The organism is Nonomuraea sp. NPDC049649 (assembly GCF_040675175.1).
Taxonomy (GTDB): domain Bacteria; phylum Actinomycetota; class Actinomycetes; order Streptosporangiales; family Streptosporangiaceae; genus Nonomuraea.
On the sequence record NZ_JBFAOH010000008.1, the window covers coordinates 76,913 to 96,488 of the forward strand.

The 19,576-nt window shown below is 71.0% G+C and carries 17 protein-coding genes; 12 read left to right on the top strand and 5 right to left on the bottom strand.

Features of this window, described 5'->3' with window-relative positions; genetic code table 11:
- The first annotated feature begins 111 nt into the window (after positions 1-111).
- The 3 genes from AB0J42_RS13380 to AB0J42_RS13390 are packed head-to-tail and all read left to right on the top strand — an operon-like array spanning position 112 to position 5,092.
- On the top strand, positions 112-2,700 hold the full coding sequence (locus AB0J42_RS13380; RefSeq protein WP_364292803.1) for a transglycosylase domain-containing protein: 2,589 nt from the start codon (positions 112-114) through the stop codon (positions 2,698-2,700).
- Positions 2,697-4,022, top strand: coding sequence for a glycosyltransferase 87 family protein (locus AB0J42_RS13385; RefSeq protein ID WP_364292806.1), 1,326 nt, complete (start codon positions 2,697-2,699; stop codon positions 4,020-4,022). The genes AB0J42_RS13380 and AB0J42_RS13385 overlap by 4 nt, the downstream gene beginning before the upstream one ends.
- Positions 4,019-5,092 (top strand): mannosyltransferase family protein, encoded by a 1,074-nt coding sequence (locus AB0J42_RS13390; RefSeq protein WP_364292809.1) that lies wholly within the window; start codon positions 4,019-4,021, stop codon positions 5,090-5,092. The genes AB0J42_RS13385 and AB0J42_RS13390 overlap by 4 nt, the downstream gene beginning before the upstream one ends.
- Before the next feature lie 63 nt (positions 5,093-5,155).
- Here AB0J42_RS13390 and AB0J42_RS13395 read toward each other — a convergent pair whose 3' ends face one another.
- A complete protein-coding gene (locus tag AB0J42_RS13395; protein ID WP_364292812.1) occupies positions 5,156-5,899 on the bottom strand; it encodes a deoxyribonuclease IV in 744 nt (247 codons plus the stop codon).
- A 75-nt stretch (positions 5,900-5,974) separates the two neighbouring features.
- On the opposite strand from AB0J42_RS13395, the gene AB0J42_RS13400 reads away from it, so the two are divergent.
- The gene (locus AB0J42_RS13400; protein ID WP_364292815.1) at positions 5,975-6,154 is read left to right on the top strand and encodes a hypothetical protein; all 180 of its coding nucleotides are present in this window, start codon (positions 5,975-5,977) and stop codon (positions 6,152-6,154) included.
- A gap of 42 nt (positions 6,155-6,196) precedes the next feature.
- Here AB0J42_RS13400 and AB0J42_RS13405 read toward each other — a convergent pair whose 3' ends face one another.
- Entirely contained in the window at positions 6,197-6,508 is a 312-nt protein-coding gene (locus tag AB0J42_RS13405) for a hypothetical protein (RefSeq protein WP_364292818.1), read from the bottom strand.
- A 191-nt stretch (positions 6,509-6,699) separates the two neighbouring features.
- Between AB0J42_RS13405 and rpsF the strand changes: the two genes are divergently transcribed.
- From rpsF to AB0J42_RS13440, 7 genes are all read left to right on the top strand, one after another.
- A complete protein-coding gene (gene rpsF, locus AB0J42_RS13410; protein WP_364292821.1) occupies positions 6,700-6,990 on the top strand; it encodes a 30S ribosomal protein S6 in 291 nt (96 codons plus the stop codon).
- An 86-nt stretch (positions 6,991-7,076) separates the two neighbouring features.
- Positions 7,077-7,604 carry a single-stranded DNA-binding protein gene (locus AB0J42_RS13415; protein ID WP_364292824.1) on the top strand — a complete coding sequence of 176 codons (528 nt, stop codon included), beginning with the start codon at positions 7,077-7,079 and terminating at the stop codon, positions 7,602-7,604.
- 65 nt (positions 7,605-7,669) lie between these two features.
- Entirely contained in the window at positions 7,670-7,906 is a 237-nt protein-coding gene (gene rpsR, locus AB0J42_RS13420; RefSeq protein ID WP_020543048.1) for a 30S ribosomal protein S18, read from the top strand.
- A 14-nt stretch (positions 7,907-7,920) separates the two neighbouring features.
- Positions 7,921-8,367, top strand: coding sequence for a 50S ribosomal protein L9 (rplI, locus tag AB0J42_RS13425; RefSeq protein WP_364292827.1), 447 nt, complete (start codon positions 7,921-7,923; stop codon positions 8,365-8,367).
- Positions 8,368-8,517: 150 nt separating this feature from the next.
- Positions 8,518-9,381 (top strand): ABC transporter substrate-binding protein, encoded by an 864-nt coding sequence (locus AB0J42_RS13430; RefSeq protein WP_364292829.1) that lies wholly within the window; start codon positions 8,518-8,520, stop codon positions 9,379-9,381.
- The gene (locus tag AB0J42_RS13435) at positions 9,378-10,223 is read left to right on the top strand and encodes an amino acid ABC transporter permease (RefSeq protein WP_364292832.1); all 846 of its coding nucleotides are present in this window, start codon (positions 9,378-9,380) and stop codon (positions 10,221-10,223) included. The genes AB0J42_RS13430 and AB0J42_RS13435 overlap by 4 nt, the downstream gene beginning before the upstream one ends.
- Entirely contained in the window at positions 10,220-10,963 is a 744-nt protein-coding gene (locus tag AB0J42_RS13440) for an amino acid ABC transporter ATP-binding protein (RefSeq protein WP_364292835.1), read from the top strand. The genes AB0J42_RS13435 and AB0J42_RS13440 overlap by 4 nt, the downstream gene beginning before the upstream one ends.
- 32 nt (positions 10,964-10,995) lie before the next feature.
- On the opposite strand, the gene AB0J42_RS13445 is transcribed toward AB0J42_RS13440, so the two are convergent.
- Positions 10,996-12,297, bottom strand: coding sequence for an MATE family efflux transporter (locus tag AB0J42_RS13445; RefSeq protein WP_364292838.1), 1,302 nt, complete (start codon positions 12,295-12,297; stop codon positions 10,996-10,998).
- 283 nt (positions 12,298-12,580) lie between these two features.
- On the opposite strand from AB0J42_RS13445, the gene AB0J42_RS13450 reads away from it, so the two are divergent.
- Positions 12,581-14,860, top strand: coding sequence for a replicative DNA helicase (locus AB0J42_RS13450; protein WP_364292841.1), 2,280 nt, complete (start codon positions 12,581-12,583; stop codon positions 14,858-14,860).
- A 59-nt stretch (positions 14,861-14,919) separates the two neighbouring features.
- Here the strand turns inward: AB0J42_RS13450 and AB0J42_RS13455 are convergent, their stop codons facing one another.
- Complete coding sequence (locus tag AB0J42_RS13455) at positions 14,920-15,045, bottom strand: hypothetical protein (protein WP_364292844.1); 126 nt, start codon at positions 15,043-15,045, stop codon at positions 14,920-14,922.
- A 100-nt stretch (positions 15,046-15,145) separates the two neighbouring features.
- A complete protein-coding gene (locus AB0J42_RS13460; RefSeq protein WP_364292847.1) occupies positions 15,146-19,552 on the bottom strand; it encodes an HAD-IC family P-type ATPase in 4,407 nt (1,468 codons plus the stop codon).
- Positions 19,553-19,576 lie beyond the last annotated feature (24 nt).

Below are 19,576 nucleotides of genomic sequence, written 5' to 3' on the forward strand. Positions count from 1 at the left end.
CCACGCCCCAATCCGCCGTGCTATCCGACGACGATGCGAGGACGTGTGAGTTACAGCAGCAACGAGGGGACGGCGCGCCCGGGAAGGCGCCGCCGTTCCAGCTCACGTTCCGTGCCCCAGGAGCCTCGGCAGCACCCCGGCCAGCCCGGCTGGGGCGGACAGCAGCAGCAGTCCCGTCGTCCCGAGGCCGCCTACGAGGAGACCGGCGCGATGTCCGCGCAGCCGTACGACTCGCCTCCTCCGCACGGCCCGCGCCCGTCACACCCCGGCCAGCCGGGGCCGCAGCAGTCCCAGCCGGTCGAGCCCGGCGCCCCCGGCCGCAGGCGTGCGCCCGGGTCGCGCCGCCGGGCTCCCGAGCAGGAGACTCGCACGTACAGCAACGAGGAGACGATCGCCAGCGACGCGCCCCGGCGCTCCCGCAGGGCCGGCGGCGGCCCCGGCGGGCCGGGCGGACCGCCGGCGGGCCCGCCGAAGGGCGGCGGTGACAAGCCGCGGTGGCGCCGGTTCCTGCCGAGCTGGAAGCTCGTCCTGGCCACCTTCGTGGTGCTGTCCGGCGGCATGCTCGGCATGATCATGGTCGCGTACTCCCTCACCCCGGTCCCCAGGGAAGACCAGATCCAGGAAGGCGTGACGGACCAGGAGAGCGTCATCGTCGACCGGAACGGCGTCGAACTGGCCCGGCTCGGCACCAAGCGCATCCCGGTCAAGTACGACCAGGTGCCGCGACCCGTACAGGACGCCGTCATCGCCGCCGAGAACGACTCCTTCCGGGAGGACTCCGGCATCTCCTTCAGCGGCATGGTCCGCTCCCTGTGGAGCACGGTCAGCGGCCAGCAGGTGCAGGGCGCCTCCACGATCACCCAGCAGATGGCCCGCGGCTACTACGACGGCCTCTCCCAGGAGCGCTCGATCCAGCGGAAGATCAAGGAGATCTTCGTCGCGGTCAAGCTGAACAAGGTGCTCCCCAAGGAGACGATCCTGGAGCAGTACCTCAACACCATCTACTTCGGCCGCGGCGCCTACGGCATCGGGGCGGCCTCCAAGGCGTTCTTCGGCAAGCCGGTGGAGAAGCTCACCCCCGAGCAGGGCGCCTACCTCGCCGGCCGCATCCAGAACCCGGGCCGCTTCGACCGCGAGGAAGAAGCGGGCAACAACGGCGTCACCGAGTTCCGCTACAACTACGTGATCGGGCAGATGGCCAAGCTCGATCCGCAGGCGTACGGCAACCTGGCGCCCAAGTCGCCCAAGCGCATCAAGTACAAGCCGGACGACCCGTTCAAGGGCCTCAAGGGCTACATGGTCCAGACGGTCCTGGACGAGCTGGAGCGGCTCGACATCCCCAAGGCGGACGTCTACAAGGGCGGCTACCACGTCAAGTCGTCGCTCGACCTCAAGCTCATGCGCGCCGCCAGGGCCGCGGTCAAGCAGCACATCGGCAACCTCGACCCGGAGATCAACGCCACGCTGGCGGCCGTCGACCCGCGCAACGGCCAGATCCTGGCCTTCTACGCCGGTGAGGACTACGCCAAGGACCAGTGGAACGACGCCTTCCTGTCGCAGAAGCAGGCCGCGTCGGCGTTCAAGCCGTACGTGCTGGCCGCGTGGCTCGACGCCGGCTACAGCCTGCGCAGCTACGTGCCCGCCAAGGGCCCGGTCAAGCTGGACGGCACCACGCCCATCGACAACGACCACTCGATGAAGACCTCGGCCGTCGACGTGGTCAGCGCCACGGCCAGCTCCGTCAACACCGCCTACGCGAAGATGGGGGAGAAGGTCGGGCTGGACAAGGTGATCGACATCGCCGCCCAGGCCGGGCTGAACAAGGACCGGCTGGAGGCCGCGCGGAAGGAACACCACTACCTGCTCACCATCGGCAGCAGCACGGTGACGGCGGTGGAGCAGGCGGGCGGCTACTCGATCTTCGCCAACCAGGGCCGGCACTACGAGAACCACGTCGTCATCGAGGTGAAGGACAAGGACGGCAAGACCGTCATCAGCGAGAAGAAGACCTACAACCAGGTCATCTCGCCGGAGGCCGCGGCCGACGCCGTCGTGGCGCTGGAAGCGGTGGTCAAGTCGGGCACCGGCCGCAGCGCCGCGCTCCCCGGCCGCCCGGTGGCCGGCAAGACCGGCACCAACAACGACAACAAGGAAGCCTGGTTCGTCGGGTTCACCCCGCAGGTGTCGACCGCCGTCGGCCTGTTCAGGCAGCAGTGCCGCACCGCCAGCGGCAAGGTCGTCAAGCCGAAGTACGACAACTGCCCCTGGGCCAAGGGTAAGAGCACCAAGTACACCATGGACAACCCGTACTCCAGGCCGTACGAGATCCCGCTCGGCCCGGGGTTCCAGGGCGCCACCTACCCGGCGGCGATCTGGAAGTCGTTCATGCTGGAGGCCACCAAGGGCCAGAAGGTCGTGCCGTTCCCCGAGCGGGCCGACGCCGGCATCACCGAGAACCTCGTGCCGAAGCCGACCCCGACCCCGACCCCGACGCGGGACACGACGGAGCTCGACATCGGCGACCCGTTCGACGAGGACGACTTCGACGTCGACGACTGCGTCATCGGGCCGTGCGGCGACGACGACGGCAACGTGTCCATCGACCCGAACCAGGACGACGTCCCCGTGGACGACGGCCTCCTGGGCGGCGGCCGGAACGACGTGCCCGCCCCCTCGCAGGTCAGGCGCGGGGAACGGTGACGACGCTGCTGGCGCGCGGCCCGTTCCTGGCGCGGGCCGTGCCCTACCTCCCCCTGGGGCTGTTCGCGGCCCTGGGGGCGACACTCGCCTACCTGATGCGGCTGCCGTGCCGCAACGGGGGCTGGAACGACCAGGTCTCCACGTACACCAACTTCTGCTACACCGACATCTACCCGCTCTACTTCGACCGGCAGCTCGCCTTCCAGAGCCCCTACTTCGCCGACGTCCCGTTCGACAAGCACGTCGAGTACCCGGTCGTGCTCGGCGAGGTGATGCAGGTCGTCGCCTGGATCGCGCGGTGGCTGGAGCGGGACGTGGTGGGGCAGGCGGTGCGCTTCTACGACATCACCGTCGTGCTCATGGGCCTCTGCCTGGTGGTGGGCGTGGTGCTCATGGCCGCGGTCGCCGGGCCGGCGCGCCGCTGGGACGCTCTCTGGTACGCGCTCGCGCCCGCGGTCGTGCTGGCCGCCTACATCAACTGGGACCTCGTCGCCGGGGCGCTGTCCATGGGCATGCTGCTGGCCTGGGCGCGCAGGCGGCAGGAGCTGGCGGGCGTGCTGCTGGGGCTGGCCATCGCCACCAAGTTCTACCCGCTGATGTTCATCGGGGCGCTGTTCCTGCTGACGTGGCGCACCGGGCGCTGGCAGCCGTTCCTGGTCACGATGGGCTGGACGGCGGGCACGTGGGTGGCGGTCAACCTGCCGTTCATGGTGTTCGCCTGGGACGGCTGGCGCCGGTTCTACGTGTTCTCGCAGGAGCGCGGCGTCGACTGGGGCTCGCCCTGGCTGTTCTTCCAGAACAAGGGATGGCCGGTGCTGGGCAGCGGCGACGTCAGCACGCTCGGCATGGTCTCGCTGGCGCTGCTCTGCCTCGGCATCGCGGTGCTCACGCTGACCGCGCCGCGCCGGCCCAGGCTGGCCCAGATCTGCTTCCTGGCGCTGGCCGCGTTCATGATGACGAACAAGGTGTGGTCGCCGCAGTTCGTGCTCTGGCTGGTGCCGCTCGCGGTGCTGGCCCGGCCGAACTGGAAGCCGCTGGCGCTCTGGCAGGTGGCCGAGGTCTGGTACTTCTTCGCGATCTGGCTCTACCTGCTCAACCAGCCGCCGCTGTCGCGGACCGACCTGGGCATCGGCGACGACACCTACTTCACCGCCGTGTGGGGGCGGATCATCACGATCGCCATCATGATGGCGTTCGTGGTACGTGACATCCTCCGCCCGGAGAAGGACCTCGTCCGCCAAGGCGGCGTGGACGACCAGATCGGCGGGGTGTTCGACGAGGCTCCCGACCGGTTCACCCTCCGGAGCCTCGTGACGCGATGATCACCCGCTCGGCCGGCCGGGACGCCCTCCTGGTGTGGTTCGCGTCGCGGGCCGGCCTGCTGGTGACGACGCTGCTCGGGGTCAGCCTCCACGAGTACCTGGGCCGGTGGCAGCGGTGGGACGCCGAGCTGTTCGTCACCATCGCGCGGTTCGGCTATGACGGCGACCCGGCCCGCCCGGACGACGGGCTGCCCGCCTTCTTCCCCGGCATGCCGATCGCGCTGCGGCTGGCGTACCTGGTCGTGCGGGACTGGGAGGCCGCCGGGCTGATCGTCTCGCTCGTCGCGGGGGCGGTGGCGATGGTGGCGCTGGCCCGGCTGGCCGAGCACGAGGGCGCGCACGGCTGGATGGCGGTGCTGGCGCTGGTGCTCTTCCCGATGGCGGTGTTCCTGGCCGCCGGGTACAGCGAGTCGCTGTTCCTGGCCTTCGCGATCCCGGCCTGGCTGGCGGCGCGGCAGGGGCGCTGGCCGCTGGCCGCCGCGCTCGCCGCCGGGGCCTCGTGCGTGCGCATCACCGGGCTCTTCCTGGCGGCGGCGCTGATCGCGGAGTTCGCCCTGGAGTGCGGGGCGGGCCGGGAGCCGGTGCGCCGCGCGCCCTGGCTGGCCCTGCCGTTCCTGCCGCTCGTGGGCTACTCCTTCTTCCACTACACCCGTACGGGCGACTGGCTCGCGTGGAAGCACGCGCAGGAGGCCGGGTGGGGCCGCGAGCTGGTGTGGCCGTGGGAGGCGTGGGCGGTCACCTGGGACAACGCGATGGGCACCGGCGACATGGCGCCCGCCTTCCGGATGGAGATCGCCGGCGCGGTGGTGGCCCTGATCGGGCTGGTCTGGCTGCTGGCGCTGCGCAGGTGGAGCGAGGCCGTCTACACGGGGCTGCAGGCGGCGGCGCTCATGACGTCGGCGTACTACCTGTCGCTGCCGCGCTCGCTGCTGCTCTGGTTTCCGCTCTGGGTGGCGCTGGCCGGGCTCGCCACCCGGAGGAGATGGGTGATCATGGCGTACGCGCTGGTGTCGGGGCCGCTCATGGTGCTGAACACGGCCCGGTTCCTGGAAGGCGCCTGGGCAGGATGATCTCCATACCCGTTTTTCGGCATCGGTAATCCAGGGAAGTTATCCACAGGCTGTGTGTATCTTCTACAGGTTCTTCCTCAGGAACGCGATGTCCTCCGCCTGACCCTCGGCCGGCGTCTCCACCACGATCGGGGCCCCGGCCGCCCGGCACACCTCCAGGATCAGCTCGGGGTCGATCCGCCCCTTGCCGAGGTTGGCGTGACGGTCGGCGCCCGAGCCGAAGTCGTCGCGCGAGTCGTTGCAGTGGATCAGGTCGATCCGGCCGGTGATGGCCTTGATCCGGTCGACCAGGCCGGGCAGCTCCTCGCCGCCCGCGTGCGCGTGGCAGGTGTCGAGGCAGAAGCCGACGTCGAAGCCGTCGAGCGCGTCCCACAGCCGGGCGATGCCGTCGAGCCGGCGGGCCATCGCGTTGCCGCCGCCCGCGGTGTTCTCGATCAGCACCGGGATCGGGCACTCCATGCGCTCGAACACCTTGCGCCAGTTGTCGAAACCGACCTGCGGGTCGTCGTCCTTGCCGAGATGGCCGCCGTGCACGATCAGGCCCTTGGCGCCGATGCTCGCCGCCGCCTCCAAGTGCTGGGCGAGCAGCTTGCGGCTGGGGATGCGGATCCGGTTGTTGGTCGTGGCGACGTTCACCAGGTAGGGGGCGTGGATGTAGATGTCGACGCCCTCGATCGGCTGGTCGGGCAGCACGGGCTTCTTGTAGCCCTGCGGGTCGCCGAGGAAGAACTGCACGACCTCGGCGCCGACCGCCTCGGCGTGCGCCATGATGTCGTCCTGGTGGACGTGAGCTCCGATGCGCACCATGTCATGGAGCCTATCCGTCTGACTGACCTGCGGCGGGGCAGTCGGGGAGCGCCCCCTACCCCCGAGGAGAACGCTATGAGCCGCTGGCGCTGGCGGTCGCTGATCCTGCTCGTCTACGTCATCATCGGCATCTACGTCGCGTGGGTGTACGACTACATCACCCCGGCCATCCTGAAGGACGTCGCCGAGGCCCTGCTCGCGATCTTCCTCTGGTTCCTGGTCCTGCTCGGTGTGGACCTGCACATCGGAGGATGACCGACATCGGCCGGACGGCCCCGGTCAGGCGGGGCCGTCCGCTCACGGCAGGTAGCCGCCGCCCGCGATGCCGAGCGCGATGCCCAGGAACGAGGCCACCATCCCGACGATGTTGAGCGAGCGCTGCGGCGTGGTGACCGAGACGTACTGCGAGTAGAGGCCGATCGCGAAGCCGAGCGTGCCCGCCCAGGACGCGACGACGTGCCCGCCGGGGAAGAACAGCGCCGCGAAGGCGACGAGACCGCACACCAGGGTTGCGACGGCGAGCGCGTTCTCCATCGGATGCGGGCGGCCGTCGGTGTTGAGCGTCGGACGGAACCGCTGGCCCTCTGCGGGCTGGAGGAAGTGTGGCACTGCGGAGCACCTCCTTGGCTTTCTCTCATGCCTTCCCATCGTTGAGCTGCTGGTAACCTGAGACGGCTGCGTTGTGACGGGAGACCCGTCACCCCGGAGCGCCGAAAGGGGCGCCAGGGAGAAACGTCAGCGTCCTCCTGTCACGGCAGAGCGTCGTGACCGCAGCAGTCCAGAGGAGGTAGGAGTCCCGCATGCGTCGTTACGAAGTCATGGTCATTCTGGACCCTTCGCTCGATGAGCGCACCGTGGCCCCGTCCCTCGACCAGTTCCTCTCCGTGGTCCGCAACGACGGCGGCACCGTGGAGAAGGTCGACGTCTGGGGCCGTCGCCGGCTCGCCTACGACATCAACAAGAAGTCCGAGGGCATCTACGCCGTCATCGACCTGTCCGCCAACCCGGCGACGGTCAAGGAGCTCGACCGGCAGATGAACCTCAACGAGGGGATCCTGCGCACCAAGGTCCTGCGCCCGGACGCCCACTGAAGTCGTAGCCCGGCATTCTGTCGGGCCGCGACCGTAGTCTGAGCCGTAAGACCAAGCGAAGACGTGCAGGAAGGCGAGCGCTAGCCATGGCAGCAGGCGACACCGTAATCACCCTCGTCGGCAACCTCGTCGACGACCCCGAGCTGCGCTTCACCCCGACGGGGCAAGCCGTGGCCCGGTTCCGTATCGCGTCCACCCCGCGTTACATGGACCGCCAGACCAACGAGTGGAAGGACGGCGAGAGCCTCTTCCTCACGTGCAACGTCTGGCGCCAGGCGGCCGAGAACGCCGCCGAGAGCCTCCAGCGCGGGATGCGGGTCATCGTCCAGGGGCGGCTCAAGCAGCGCTCCTACGAGACCAAGGAAGGCGAGAAGCGCACCGTCTACGAGGTCGAGGTCGACGAGGTCGGCCCGTCCCTGCGTAACGCCACGGCCAAGGTCAACCGCACCTCCCGGCAGGGTGGCGGCGGTTTCGGCGGCGCCCCCGCCGACGACCCCTGGGCGTCCGCCACGCCCGCCCCGCCCCAGCAGGGCGGCGGTTTCGGCGGCGGCGGCGGCTTCCAGGGCGGCGGCCAGCAGGGCGGCGGCGGTTTCAGCGACGAGCCGCCTTTCTAACCCACCAGATTCCAGTTCCGAGTCCATTCCCGCTCTGACGGCGGGGCTCTGAGAGGAGCACCACGATGGCAAAGCCGGCACTGCGCAAGCCCAAGAAGAAGGTTTGCCTGTTCTGCCACGACAAGATCTCCTACGTCGACTACAAGGACACGGCGCTGCTGCGGAAGTTCATCTCCGACCGCGGCAAGATCCGTGCGCGCCGGGTGACGGGCAACTGCACCCAGCACCAGCGCGACGTGGCGACCGCGATCAAGAACGCCCGTGAGGTGGCCCTGCTGCCTTACACGAGCACCGCGCGCTAAGGAGGCTTGTCGAAATGAAGCTCATCCTCACCCACGAGGTCTCCGGCCTCGGCACCCCCGGCGACGTCGTCGAGGTCAAGGACGGCTACGGCCGCAACTACCTCATCCCGCGCGGCTACGCCATGCGCTGGACCCGCGGCGCCGAGCGCCAGATCGAGTCCATCCGCAAGGCGCGCGCCGCCCGTGAGATCCGCGACATCGGCACCGCCAAGGAAGTCGCCGGCCAGCTCGGCGCCCTGAAGGTGCGCCTGGCCACCCGCGCCGGCGAGTCCGGCCGCCTGTTCGGCTCGGTCACCACGGGCGACATCGCCGACGCCGTGAAGGCCGCCGGCGGGCCCGAGCTCGACCGCCGCCGCATCGAGATCGTCAACCCGATCAAGAGCACCGGCTCTCACAAGGTCACCGTCAAGCTGCACCCCGAGGTCTCGGCGTCCATCGACGTCGAGGTCGTCGCGGACTGACACCAGGCCCCGGCCTCACCGGCCCCCTTCCCGCTCCGGCGGGGAGGGGGCTTCTCTTTCTCCGTACGCCCTGGGCAGGGGCTTAATTCCCTATTTGGGCGGCATAGAATTCTCCCGTTCTACCTCTCGTGTTCCCCCTGGAGGCTCCCCATGGCCCGTCCCTCGATGCTGATCGCGCTCGGTGCGCTGGCGGCGGCCGTCGCCTGCGCGCCCGTCGACGACACGGCGACCACGACGACGGCGGCCTCACCGTCCACCGCGTGCACCAAGGACGAACTGACGCTCCTCAACCCGGGCAAGCTGACCATCGGCACCGACAAGCCCGCCTACGAGCCCTGGTTCAAGGACGACGACCCGGCCAACGGGCAGGGGTTCGAGAGCGCCGTCGCCTACGCGGTGGCGGGCGAGCTGGGCTTCCAGCGCGACGAGGTGCAGTGGGAGACGGTCAAGTTCGACACCGCGTTCGCGCCGGGCGAGAAGCGGTTCGACTTCGACATCAACCAGGTCTCGATCACGCCCGAGCGGGCCGAGGCGGTCGACTTCAGCAACGGCTACTACACGGTCAAGCAGGCCGTGGTGACGCTCGGCGACGGCAAGTTCGCCGGGGCCTCGTCGCTGGCCGACCTCAAGGACGCCAAGATCGGCGTGCAGGTCGGCACCACCGCGCTGGACGCGGTCAAGGAAGTCGTCCAGCCCAGCGCCGAGCCGAACGTCTACAACGAGCAGATCGACTCCATCAACGCGCTGAAGAACGGCCAGATCGACGCCCTCGTGCTCGACCTGCCCACGGCCTTCTACGTGACGGCGGCGCAGGTCGAGGGCTCCAAGATCGTCGGCCAGTTCAGCTCGACCGGCGGGGCCGCCGCCGAGGAGTTCGGGCTGGTCATGGAGAAGGGCAGCGGGCTCAAGCCGTGCGTCGACAAGGCCATCGACAAGCTCAAGTCCAACGGTGACCTGGCCAAGATCGAGGAGCAGTGGCTGAGTGAGGCCGCGGGCGCGCCGGAGCTGAAGTGACCGACCCGGTCTGGGTCAAGAGCGAACGTCAGCAAGAACGGGAGCGGATCCGCAGGTCGCAGGGCCTGCGGGGGGCCTCCGTCGCGGCGACGTCGGCCATCCTGTTCGTGGTCCTGGTCGTCGTGGTGGTCCTCAACGCGCCCGGCTGGCCCCGGGTGCAGGACACGTTCTTCGACCCGGAGATCTTCGTCGCGTCGCTGCCCGCGGTCGCCGAGGGCTTCCTGATCAACATCAAGATCTTCCTGATCGCGGAGCCCCTGATCCTGATCGTGGGCCTGCTCGTCGCGGTGATCCGCACCAGCACGAGCCCCGCGCTCTTCCCGATCAGGGCGCTGGCGACGGCCTACGTCGACCTCTTCCGCGGCATCCCCACCCTGCTGGTCATCTACATGGTCGGCTTCGGGCTCCCGGCCCTGAAGCTGCAGGGCATCCCCAACGACCTGGTCACGCTCGGCGTCATCGCGCTGACGCTGACGTACGGGGCCTACGTCGCGGAGGTCATCAAGTCGGGCATCGAGTCGATCCACCCGAGCCAGGTGGCGTCGGCACGCTCGCTGGGCCTGAGCCGCGGCAAGACCCTGCGGTTCGTGGTGCTGCCGCAGGCGGCCCGCCGGGTCGTGGTGCCGCTGCTGAACGACTTCGTCGCGCTGCAGAAGGAGACGTCGCTGGTGTCCACGCTCGGCCTGCTGGAGGCGGTGCGGCAGGCCCAGATCATGGCTGCGAAGCACTTCGACTTCACGCCCTACCTGGTGGCGTCGATGCTGTTCGTCCTGCTGACGATCCCGCTGGCCCGGTACACGGACCGTCTGGCGGCCAAGGCACGGAGGAGACAGGGCTCGTGAGCGTGCTGACCATCCACGGCCTGTGGAAAAGTTTCGGCGACAACGTCGTGCTGCGCGGCATCGATCTGGAGGTCGAGCAGCACGAGGTGGTGAGCCTGATCGGCGCGTCCGGCTCGGGCAAGTCGACGCTGCTGCGCTGCGTCAACCTGCTGGAGACCCCCGACGACGGCACCATCCACCTCGACGGCGAGGAGATCACCGACCCGCGGGTGGACGTCGACGCGGTGCGCAAGCGGTTCGGCACGGTGTTCCAGGCGTTCAACCTGTTCCCGCACATGACCGTGCTGGACAACATCACCCTGGCCCCGCGCCAGGTCCACCGGGTGAGCCGCGCCGAGGCCGAGGAGAGCGCCCACGAGCTGCTGCGCCGGTTCGGGCTGGCCGACAAGGCCAAGGCCTATCCCGACCAGCTCTCCGGCGGCCAGCAGCAGCGGGTGGCCATCATCCGGGCGATGGCCGTCAAGCCGCGGGTGATGCTGCTGGACGAGGTCACCTCCGCGCTCGACCCGGAGCTGGTCGTCGAGGTGCTCGCCGTCATCAGGGAGCTCAAGGAGTCGGGGATGACGATGGTGCTGACGACGCACGAGATGTCGTTCTGCCGCGACATCTCCGACACGGTGTGCTTCCTCGACGGGGGCGTGCTGCTGGAGAAGGGCCCACCGGAGAAGATCTTCACCGAGCCGGACCACGACCGCACCCGCGCCTTCCTGCGCAGCGTGCTGGAGTCGGGCCGCTTCTAGCGGGCGGACCGGCGTCGCCCGTCCTGCGGTGGCTACGCCCCGACCACCAGCCAGGCGGAGCCGGCGGCGCGGCGGACCAGGGTGATGAGCCGGGCCACCATCCACACCCCGAGCGCGCACCACAGGGCCACGATGTCCCACCCGGACGCGAGCGCGGCGGCGGGCAGGTAGGCGAGCGTCGTCCACACCCCCGCCCACGCTAGGTAGCGCTGGTCGCCCGCGCCGATCAGCACGCCGTCGAGGACGAACACCACCCCGCAGATCGGCTGGAACAGCGCCACCGGCCAGAGCACCGCCAGCAGTTGCTCGGTCACCTGCGGATCGGCGTCGAACACGGCGGGCAGCACCGGCCGCACCGCCAGCACCACCAGTGCCAGCACCACGCCCGACCAGACGCCCCAGGCCACCATCCGCCGGGTGGCCGCCCGGGTGGCGGGGACGTCGCCCGCGCCGAGCGACCGCCCGGTGATCGCCTGCCCGGCGATGGCGATCGCGTCCAGCGCGAACGCCATCATCGTCCACACCTGGGTGGCGATCGCGTACGCGGCCAGCTCGGCCTGCCCCATCCTGGTCGCGATGACGGTGGCGACGATCAGCACCACCCGCAGGCAGACGGTCCTGACCAGCAGCGCGAACCCGGCCGTGCCCGCCTGCCGCACCCCCGAGGGGTCCGGCCGGAGCGGGACGCCGAGCCGCCGCGCCCCCCGGACCACGACCACCAGGTACACGGCCGCGCCGAGCGTCTGCGCCAGCACCGTGCCCCACGCCGACCCGGCGATGCCCCAGTCCATGCCCAGCACGAACCAGGCGTTCAGCACCGCGTTGAGCGCGAACGAGCCGGTCGCCACCACCAGCGGCGTCATGGTGTCCTGCAAGCCGCGCAGCACGCCCGTACCGGCCAGCACCACCAGCATGCCGGGCGTGCCGAGCAGGCTGATCCGCAGGTACGTGACGGCCTGGTCCGCCTGCTCCGGAGCGGCCCCGAACAGCTCGACCACCGGCGGCGCGAGCGGCCACATGACCGCGATCAGCGCCGCGCCGATGGCCAGCGCCAGCCAGATGCCGTCCACCCCGTGGCGCATCGCCCGCTGGTGGTTGCCCGCGCCGCTCTGCCTCGCCACCGACGCTGTCGTGCCGTACGCGAGGAAGATGCAGAGGTTGACCAGCGTCGTCAGGATCGCGCCCGCGACGCCCAGCGCGCCCACGGCGGTGGTGCCCAGCCCGTGGCCGACGATCGCGTAGTCGGCGAGCAGGAAGAGGGGTTCGGCGACCAGTGCCCCGAAGGCGGGCACGGCCAGACGCAGAATCTCCCTATCACGGGACGTAATGGGCATTGCCCCATTATGCCTATTACCCGATGTGTCCCGCCAACTTTCTTCTCTCCACAGCCCGTGGATAGTGTATTCGCAGGTCAGAGGCGTGGTGTGTGATGTTGTCCCCAGTTATCCACAGGGCCGTCCACAGGCCTTTCACATGCTGGGCGGGCTGCGTACACAGGTTGACCACAGCGTTGTCCACAGGCCGCGTTGCTGAGTGGGCGCGGACCCGGGAAACTGTCACACCGGTCGACTACAAGTGGGGGTGGTGCGACCGCCGCTAGCAGTTCGAGGGGGCGCGGTGAGCATTGACGAGGAAATCGGCGCGGGTCCGGGTTTCGAGCGCACTCCGCCCCACAACATCGAGGCGGAGCAGTCGGTGCTCGGCGGCATGCTGCTGTCCAAGGACGCCATCGCCGACGTGATCGAGATCGTGCGGGCCGACGACTTCTACCGGCCCGCCCACCAGATGGTCTTCGACGTCATCACCGACCTCTACGGCCGGGGCGAGCCCGCCGACGCGGTCACGGTCTTCGACGAGCTGCAGAAGCGCGGCGAGATGGCCCGCGTGGGCGGCGCGGCCTACCTTCACACGCTCACGGCGGTCGTCCCGACGGCCGCCAACGCGGGCTACTACGCCAAGATCGTCAGGGAGCAGGCGATCCTGCGCCGCCTCATCGAAGCCGGCACCCGCATCGTCTCCTACGGCTACGGCGGCCAGAACGAAGAGGTCGACGACCTCGTCGACCGCGCCCAGGCCGAGATCTACAAGGTCACCGAGCGCCGCACGTCCGAAGACTACGCGGCCCTGGCCGACATCATGCCCGGCGCCCTCGACGAGCTGGAGGCCATCGGCAGCCGCGGCGGCCAGATGGTCGGCGTCCCGACCGGCTTCGCCGACCTCGACCAGCTCACCAACGGCCTCCACCCGGGCCAGATGATCGTCATCGCCGCCCGTCCGGCCATCGGCAAGTCGACGCTTGGGCTGGATTTGGCCCGGTCTGCGGCGATTAAGCATGGTATGACGACGGTGATCTTCTCGCTGGAGATGTCGCGTAACGAGATCACCATGCGGCTGCTGTCGGCGGAGGCGCGGGTGGCGCTGCACGCCATGCGGTCGGGCATGATGACCGACGACGACTGGACGCGGCTGGCGCGGCGGATGAGCGAGGTGGCGGAGGCGCCGCTGTTCATCGACGACTCGCCCAACATGTCGATGATGGAGATCCGGGCCAAGTGCCGCCGCCTGAAGCAGCGTAACGACCTGCGGTTCGTGATCATCGACTATCTGCAGCTGATGAGCTCGCCGAAGAAGGTGGAGAGCCGCCAGAACGAGGTGTCGGAGATCTCCCGTGGCATCAAGCTGCTGGCCAAGGAGCTGGAGGTGCCGGTCATCGCCATCTCGCAGCTCAACCGCGGTCCCGAGCAGCGGACGGACAAGCGTCCCCAGGTGAGCGACCTGCGTGAGTCCGGCTGCCTGACCGCGGCGACGCGCGTCATGCGGGCCGACACGGGCGCCGAGGTCTCCCTGGGTGAGCTGCTGGAGTCGGGGGCGCGCGACATCCCGGTCTGGTCGCTCGACGACCGGCTGAAGCTGGTGCCCCGGACGATGACGCACGTCTTCCCGAGCGGGGTGAAGCAGGTCTACCGGCTGCGGCTCCGGTCCGGCCGGGAGGTGGAGGCGACGGCCAACCATCCGTTCCTCACCTACGACGGCTGGCGGGCTCTGGGGGAGCTCGACACCGGGACGCGGGTGGCCGTGCCGCGACACGTGCCGGCTCCGCTGGACGTGGAGCCGTGGGGCGACGACGAGCTGGTCCGGCTCGCCCGCCTGGTCGGCGACGCGCTGCCTGACGGGCTGTTCGCGCTGCCGAAGCGGCAGGCCGCGCTCTTCCTGCGGGAGCTGTGGGCCGCCGGCGGGTGCGTGCGGTGGGACGAGCAGGCCGGGGAGGCGCACCTCTCCTACACGTCGGCGAGCAGGCGGCTGGCCGACGACGTGGCGCGGCTCCTGCTGCGGTTCAACGTGATGACGCGGGTGGAGGAGCACCGGCTGGTCGTCCACGGGGCGGAGAACCAGCTGCGCTTCCTCGACGAGATCGGCGGCCCGGCCGCGCACGCCTGCGCCGAGCGGCTACGGGCGATCACCGGCGCCGGCGCGATGCCGGAGGAAATCTGGACGGGCGTCCGCACGGCGCTGACCGCGACCACGCTCATGGAGCGGGAGCGGCTGGGCCGGGTCGCGGCCGTCCTGGAGGCCTCCGACCTGGAGATGCTGGCCACCAACGACGTCTTCTGGGACGAGGTCGCCTCGGTCGAGCCGCTGGGCGAGCAGCCGGTCTACGACGCCACGGTGCTGGGCACGCACAACTTCGTCGCGAACGGCATCAGCGTCCACAACTCCATCGAGCAGGACGCCGACATGGTGATCCTGCTCCACCGGGAGGACGCCTACGAGCGGGAGTCGCCGCGGGCCGGTGAGGCCGACCTGATCGTGGCGAAGCACCGTAACGGCCCGACGGCGACGGTGACCGTGGCCTTCCAGGGCCACTACAGCCGCTTCGTCGACATGGCGCAGCATTAGGGTGCCGCGTGGTCGATGCACGCGGCGCCGAACTGTGTGTCCAGCTTGGCGAAGGTGGCTCAGGCCAGGCGGAGGCCGGACGGGGTCACCATCGAGGAGATCAGCGACTGGACGATGCGGGTGATGAGGGCTTCGAGGAGCATCACAGCGGCTTTGGCCACGACGGAAGCCAGGAACTCGGACATGGGATACCTCACGGGGATGTTCCGGTCGTACTTGCATAATTAACCACAAAAGTGGCCTAGTGGCTGCCATCAAGGTGACCGTCAGGTGAACAGACGATGACTAACGCGTACGAGCGCGCTGGATCACGACCGCGAGGCCCGTGGCGGCGGCCCCGCAGCCGAGCCCGATCGTCCAGCCGACAGGGCCGACCGGGCGGCAGCCGAAGACCTGGCTGAGACCCGGCACGGACACGACCACGCCCAGGGCGGCCAGCGACGACACGGAAGCCAGCACGACCATGCGGTCCCGGCGGCCGAGCGCCAGCGTCTGCAGGAGCTGGGCGCTGACCAGGGCGATGAGGCCGACGGTGTCGGCGCGGCCGCGGGTGCCGTTCATCCGGGCCGTGAGCCAGGCGGCGGTGGCCGCCGCGGCGGTGGAGCTGGCGCGCAGGTAGATGTCGCGGGTGAGCGCGGTGCCGAGCGAGGCCTCCGGACCTTCGGCCAGCAGCTTCTCGGGGCTGGTGGCGCTGGGCGGCCGGATCGCCACGGCCAGCGCGGGCAGCATGTCGGTGAGCAGGTTGACCAGCAGGAGCTGGCGGGCGTTGAGCGCGCTGTGCCTGGTCAACAGGCTCGACCCGAGGGTGAAGGCGATCTCGCCGACGTTCCCGCCGAGCAGGATTCCCAGCGCGTCCCGTACGGACCCCCACATGGCGCGGCCCTCGACGATCGCGTCGATGATCGTCTCGATGCGGTTGTCCAGGACGACGATGTCGGCGGCCGACCGCGCGGCGGGGGTGGCGGTGGAGCCGAGCGCGATGCCCACCTCGGCCAGGCGGATGGCGGGCACGTCGTTGGCGCCGTCGCCGGTCACCGCGACGACCTTGCCGGTGCCGCGCAGCACGTTCACGATCCGCGCCTTGTGCTCGGGGGTGGTACGGGCGAAGACGGCCACTTCGGAGAGCGCCTCGCCGAGCCGTTCGTCGTCGAGCGCGTCGATCTCGGGCCCGGTCATGACCCGCAGGCCGTTGATCGCGTCGAGGTCGGCGGCGATTGCCTCGGCGGTGCTGGGATGATCGCCCGTGATCATGATGACCCGGACGCCCGCCCCCATGAGCCGCCGCACGCTCTCCTTCGCCGTGGGCCTGATGGGGTCGGCCAGGCCGAGGTAGCCGAGGAAGCAGAGCCGTTCGATGCGGGACTCGTCCAGGTCAGCCCGGCTGGAGGCGGTCCGCTCGGCGACGGCGAGCACCCGGTAGCCCTGCCGGGCGAGCCGTTCGACCTCCTGCTCCAGCTCCTGCCTGGCCTGGTCGTCCATCGGGACGCGCTCGCCGTCGCGCAGCACCGTCGAGCAGCGGCCGAGCACGACCTCCGGGGCGCCCTTGACGCTGAGCAGGTGCCCGGACCCGGACCGGCCGAGCACGGCGTGGTAGCCGCGGGCGGGCTCGAAGTGCAGTTCGTCGACGCGTTCCCACGACTCCAGGCCCTCGCCCGGGGTGACGCCGATCGCGCCGGCGCCCTCGATGACGGCCCGGTCGGTGGGGTGGGCGATCCGGTGGCCGTCGCCGAACTTGGGCCCGGCGCGGAGCCCGGCGGCGACGATGGCCCGCATCTCGGCCGTCAGGTCCCCGGGCGAGCTGTCGTTTCGGCCGTCGGACACCCGGCCGAGGCTGATGTGGCCTTCGGTGAGGGTGCCGGTCTTGTCGAAGCAGAGCACGCCGACCCTGCCCAGCGCCTCGATCGTGGACGGGTTGCGGACCAGCGTGTTGCGCCGGGACAGCCGCTTGGCGGACGCCAGCTCGGCGATGGTCGCGACGAACGGCAGGCCCTCCGGGACCGCGGCCACCATCAGGCTCACGGCGGGCCCGAGCGCGGTGGCCAGCGGCGTGCCGCGGAGCAGGTCGATGCCCATCAGCAGCACGCCGGAGCCGAGCGCGGCGGGCAGGATCCGGCGGCTCAGCTCGTGCAGCCGCAGCTCCACACCGCTCGGCGGCGGCTCCTGGGCGGCGAGCGCGGCGGTCCGGCCCGCCTCGGTGCGCTCGCCGGTGGCGACGACCACGGCCCGGCCGCTGCCCGCCGCGACGGTGGTGCCCAGGTACACCATCGAGCTGCGGTCGGCGACCGCGGGCGCCGCGGTGGGGCTGGTGGTCTTGGCGACGAGCTGCGACTCGCCGGTGAGCGTGGACTCGTCGACCTCCAGCCCGGACGCCTTGATGAGCCTGGCGTCCGCGGGCACGGCGTCGCCCGCGCGCAGCTCGATCACGTCACCCGGGACGAGCGCGGCGGCGTCGCAGTCGACCGTGCCGCCGGGGCGGCGCACCCGTACGGTGACCGCGGTGATCTCGGTGAGACGGTTCAGCGCCCGGTCGGCGCCGCGCCGCTGGGCGCTGCCGAGGAAGGCGTCCATCAGCATCACGCCGCCGATGAGCCCGGCGTCCAGGACCGATCCGACGGCGGCCGACACGCCCGCGCCCGCGGCGAGCACCGGGGTCAGCGGGTTCGCGAGCTCCCGCACCACCGTCTGGACCAGCGACGCCTGCCCCTCCTCCGGCGCCTCGGGCCCCTTGGCGCGGCGGGCGGCCTCCTCCTCGGTCAGCCCCTGGGGCGAGCTGTGCAGCCGGGCGAGCACGTCGGGCACGGCCATCGCGTGCCACGGCGTCGGATCGGCCTGGACGGGCGGCATGACACGACCGGCGGCGCGTCCCGCCCAGTAGCCGGTGGCCAGCGCCGCCGCCGACATGGCGTCCCGCACCCAGCCCGCCCGCTTGGCGGCGCCCGCCGACGGGCCCAGGAACGCCAGCCCCGTGCCGCCGACCGCCGCCGACGCCGCCAGCCACACGCCGCGGGTGCTGACCTTCCTGGCGGCCGGGAGCGCCCGCAGCACCAGGTGCGCCGCGTCCAGCCCGCCCGCCACGTCGGCGTCCCACGGCAGCCGCCGGCCCGGCTCCAGCACGCCGATGGCCAGGTCGGCCCGGTTCAGCCCGCGCCGGGAACGCCGCGCCACCACGGCGACGCCGTGCCCGTCGGCCTGCAGCCGGTGCACCAGGTCGCCCAGCCGCTTGGGGAGATGGGCGGTCTCGACTTCCGGCTCGCCCGGCTTCCCGAGTTCCGGCCAGCCCGGCAGCCCCCCGAGGGCCCCGGCCTCGCCTCGCTTCCCGGGTCCCTGCTCGGCCAGTTCCTCGGGTCCCGGCGCGGCGGGGAGGCGGTCGACGCCGAGGCGGCGGGCGAGGCCGTCCTCGTCGCCGGAGAGGATCACGGTGCCCGCGTTCTTGGCGGCGGAGACCAGTGCCTCGGCCATCGGGTGCGACTCCTTGGCCAGCCCGATCTGCGCGACCTCCGTGCCGTCCTTGGAGACGGTGACGGTCCTGATGCCGTGTCCGGCCCACTCATGCGGCGCGGCGTCCGGGTCGGCGGGCGCGGCGGTCCAGCCGTCCTGTTCGCGCCGCGCGCCGGGGTCGGCGAGGTCGAGGAGCGTGTAGAGGCGGGCGTGCAGCTCGTCCAGGTCAAGATCCGGTACGAGGGGAACGACGCCGTCGACGACCCAGCGGCCGGTGGTGAGCAGGGAGGCCTCGAAGACGATCGTGTCGATGCGGTCCATGCGGTGCAGCGCCCTGGGGTCGAGCAGCATCGCGCCGCGCCTGGCCAGGGCGGTCGCCACCGTGCTGACGAAGGCGTCCCTGGCGAGCCGGGCGGGCTTGGGGATGCCCGAGATGAGCAACGGGAGCCCCCGCCGGTGGTCGCGGCCGACGAACCCGGCCACGCCGTGCGCGGCGAGCGCGGCCGGGCCCGCCGCGTCGGCGTAGCGTTCGAGCGGGCCGCGGGGGAGCGGGGCCGGTCGGCCGGCCGCCTCGGGCCTGGTGTGCCGGTAGCAGCCGTCGTGGTCGTGGAGCTCCGCTTCGCGCTCGACCCAGGCGCGCTGACCGGCCCGCGCGGCGACGTACCGGCCCGCGGCGGCGGCGGAGTCGATGAGCAGCGTCACGGGCCGCGCGGCCAGCGTGTTGGCGAAGATCTTGGTGGAGGCGAGCACGGTGTCGGCGGCCGGGACGCCCAGGTGCCGCTCCAGCTGGTGGCGCACCCAGGGGATCTCATCGCCCAACGCGACGAAGGTGGGCACCGTTTCGGACAGGCGGGGGAAACGGGCGATCTGGCCGGTCAGGGCGAGGGCGGAGCCGGCGAGGTGGAGCCCGAGGCTCACGGCTGCCTTGGTGCGCTGCTCGGCGGCGTCGAGCACCCGGGTGGTGCCGGGGTCGTCGTCGGGCCGTTCGACGTCGTACTCCTCGATGATGGCGAGGAGCTTGTCCATGCCGGAGACGTCCGGGTCGAGGCCCGCGAAGACGGCGTTGAGCGCGCCGATGACCTCGGCGCGCCGGGCGCCGTGCGCGAGCAGCCGCTCCTCCAGCGCGCGGGCGCGGTCCTCCGTCCCGGGGCCGCCCAGGTGGCGCAGTTCCACCCGGACGCCGCCGGGGCACCGCCGCACCCGGCGGGGGCGCGGGACGAGGCCGCGGACCGGTTCCGGAAGGATGTCGAGCAAGGTGTCAACGGAGAACAGGCCGAA

Coding starts and splice junctions, on each gene's coding strand:
- AB0J42_RS13390 (WP_364292809.1), top strand. CDS start 4,019: ATGATCACCCGCTCGGCCGGCCGGGACGCCCTCCTGGTGTGGTTCGCG.
- AB0J42_RS13395 (WP_364292812.1), bottom strand. CDS start 5,899: ATGGTGCGCATCGGAGCTCACGTCCACCAGGACGACATCATGGCGCAC.
- AB0J42_RS13400 (WP_364292815.1), top strand. CDS start 5,975: ATGAGCCGCTGGCGCTGGCGGTCGCTGATCCTGCTCGTCTACGTCATC.
- rpsF (WP_364292821.1), top strand. CDS start 6,700: ATGCGTCGTTACGAAGTCATGGTCATTCTGGACCCTTCGCTCGATGAG.
- AB0J42_RS13415 (WP_364292824.1), top strand. CDS start 7,077: ATGGCAGCAGGCGACACCGTAATCACCCTCGTCGGCAACCTCGTCGAC.
- rpsR (WP_020543048.1), top strand. CDS start 7,670: ATGGCAAAGCCGGCACTGCGCAAGCCCAAGAAGAAGGTTTGCCTGTTC.
- rplI (WP_364292827.1), top strand. CDS start 7,921: ATGAAGCTCATCCTCACCCACGAGGTCTCCGGCCTCGGCACCCCCGGC.
- AB0J42_RS13430 (WP_364292829.1), top strand. CDS start 8,518: ATGGCCCGTCCCTCGATGCTGATCGCGCTCGGTGCGCTGGCGGCGGCC.
- AB0J42_RS13445 (WP_364292838.1), bottom strand. CDS start 12,297: ATGCCCATTACGTCCCGTGATAGGGAGATTCTGCGTCTGGCCGTGCCC.
- AB0J42_RS13455 (WP_364292844.1), bottom strand. CDS start 15,045: ATGTCCGAGTTCCTGGCTTCCGTCGTGGCCAAAGCCGCTGTGATGCTC.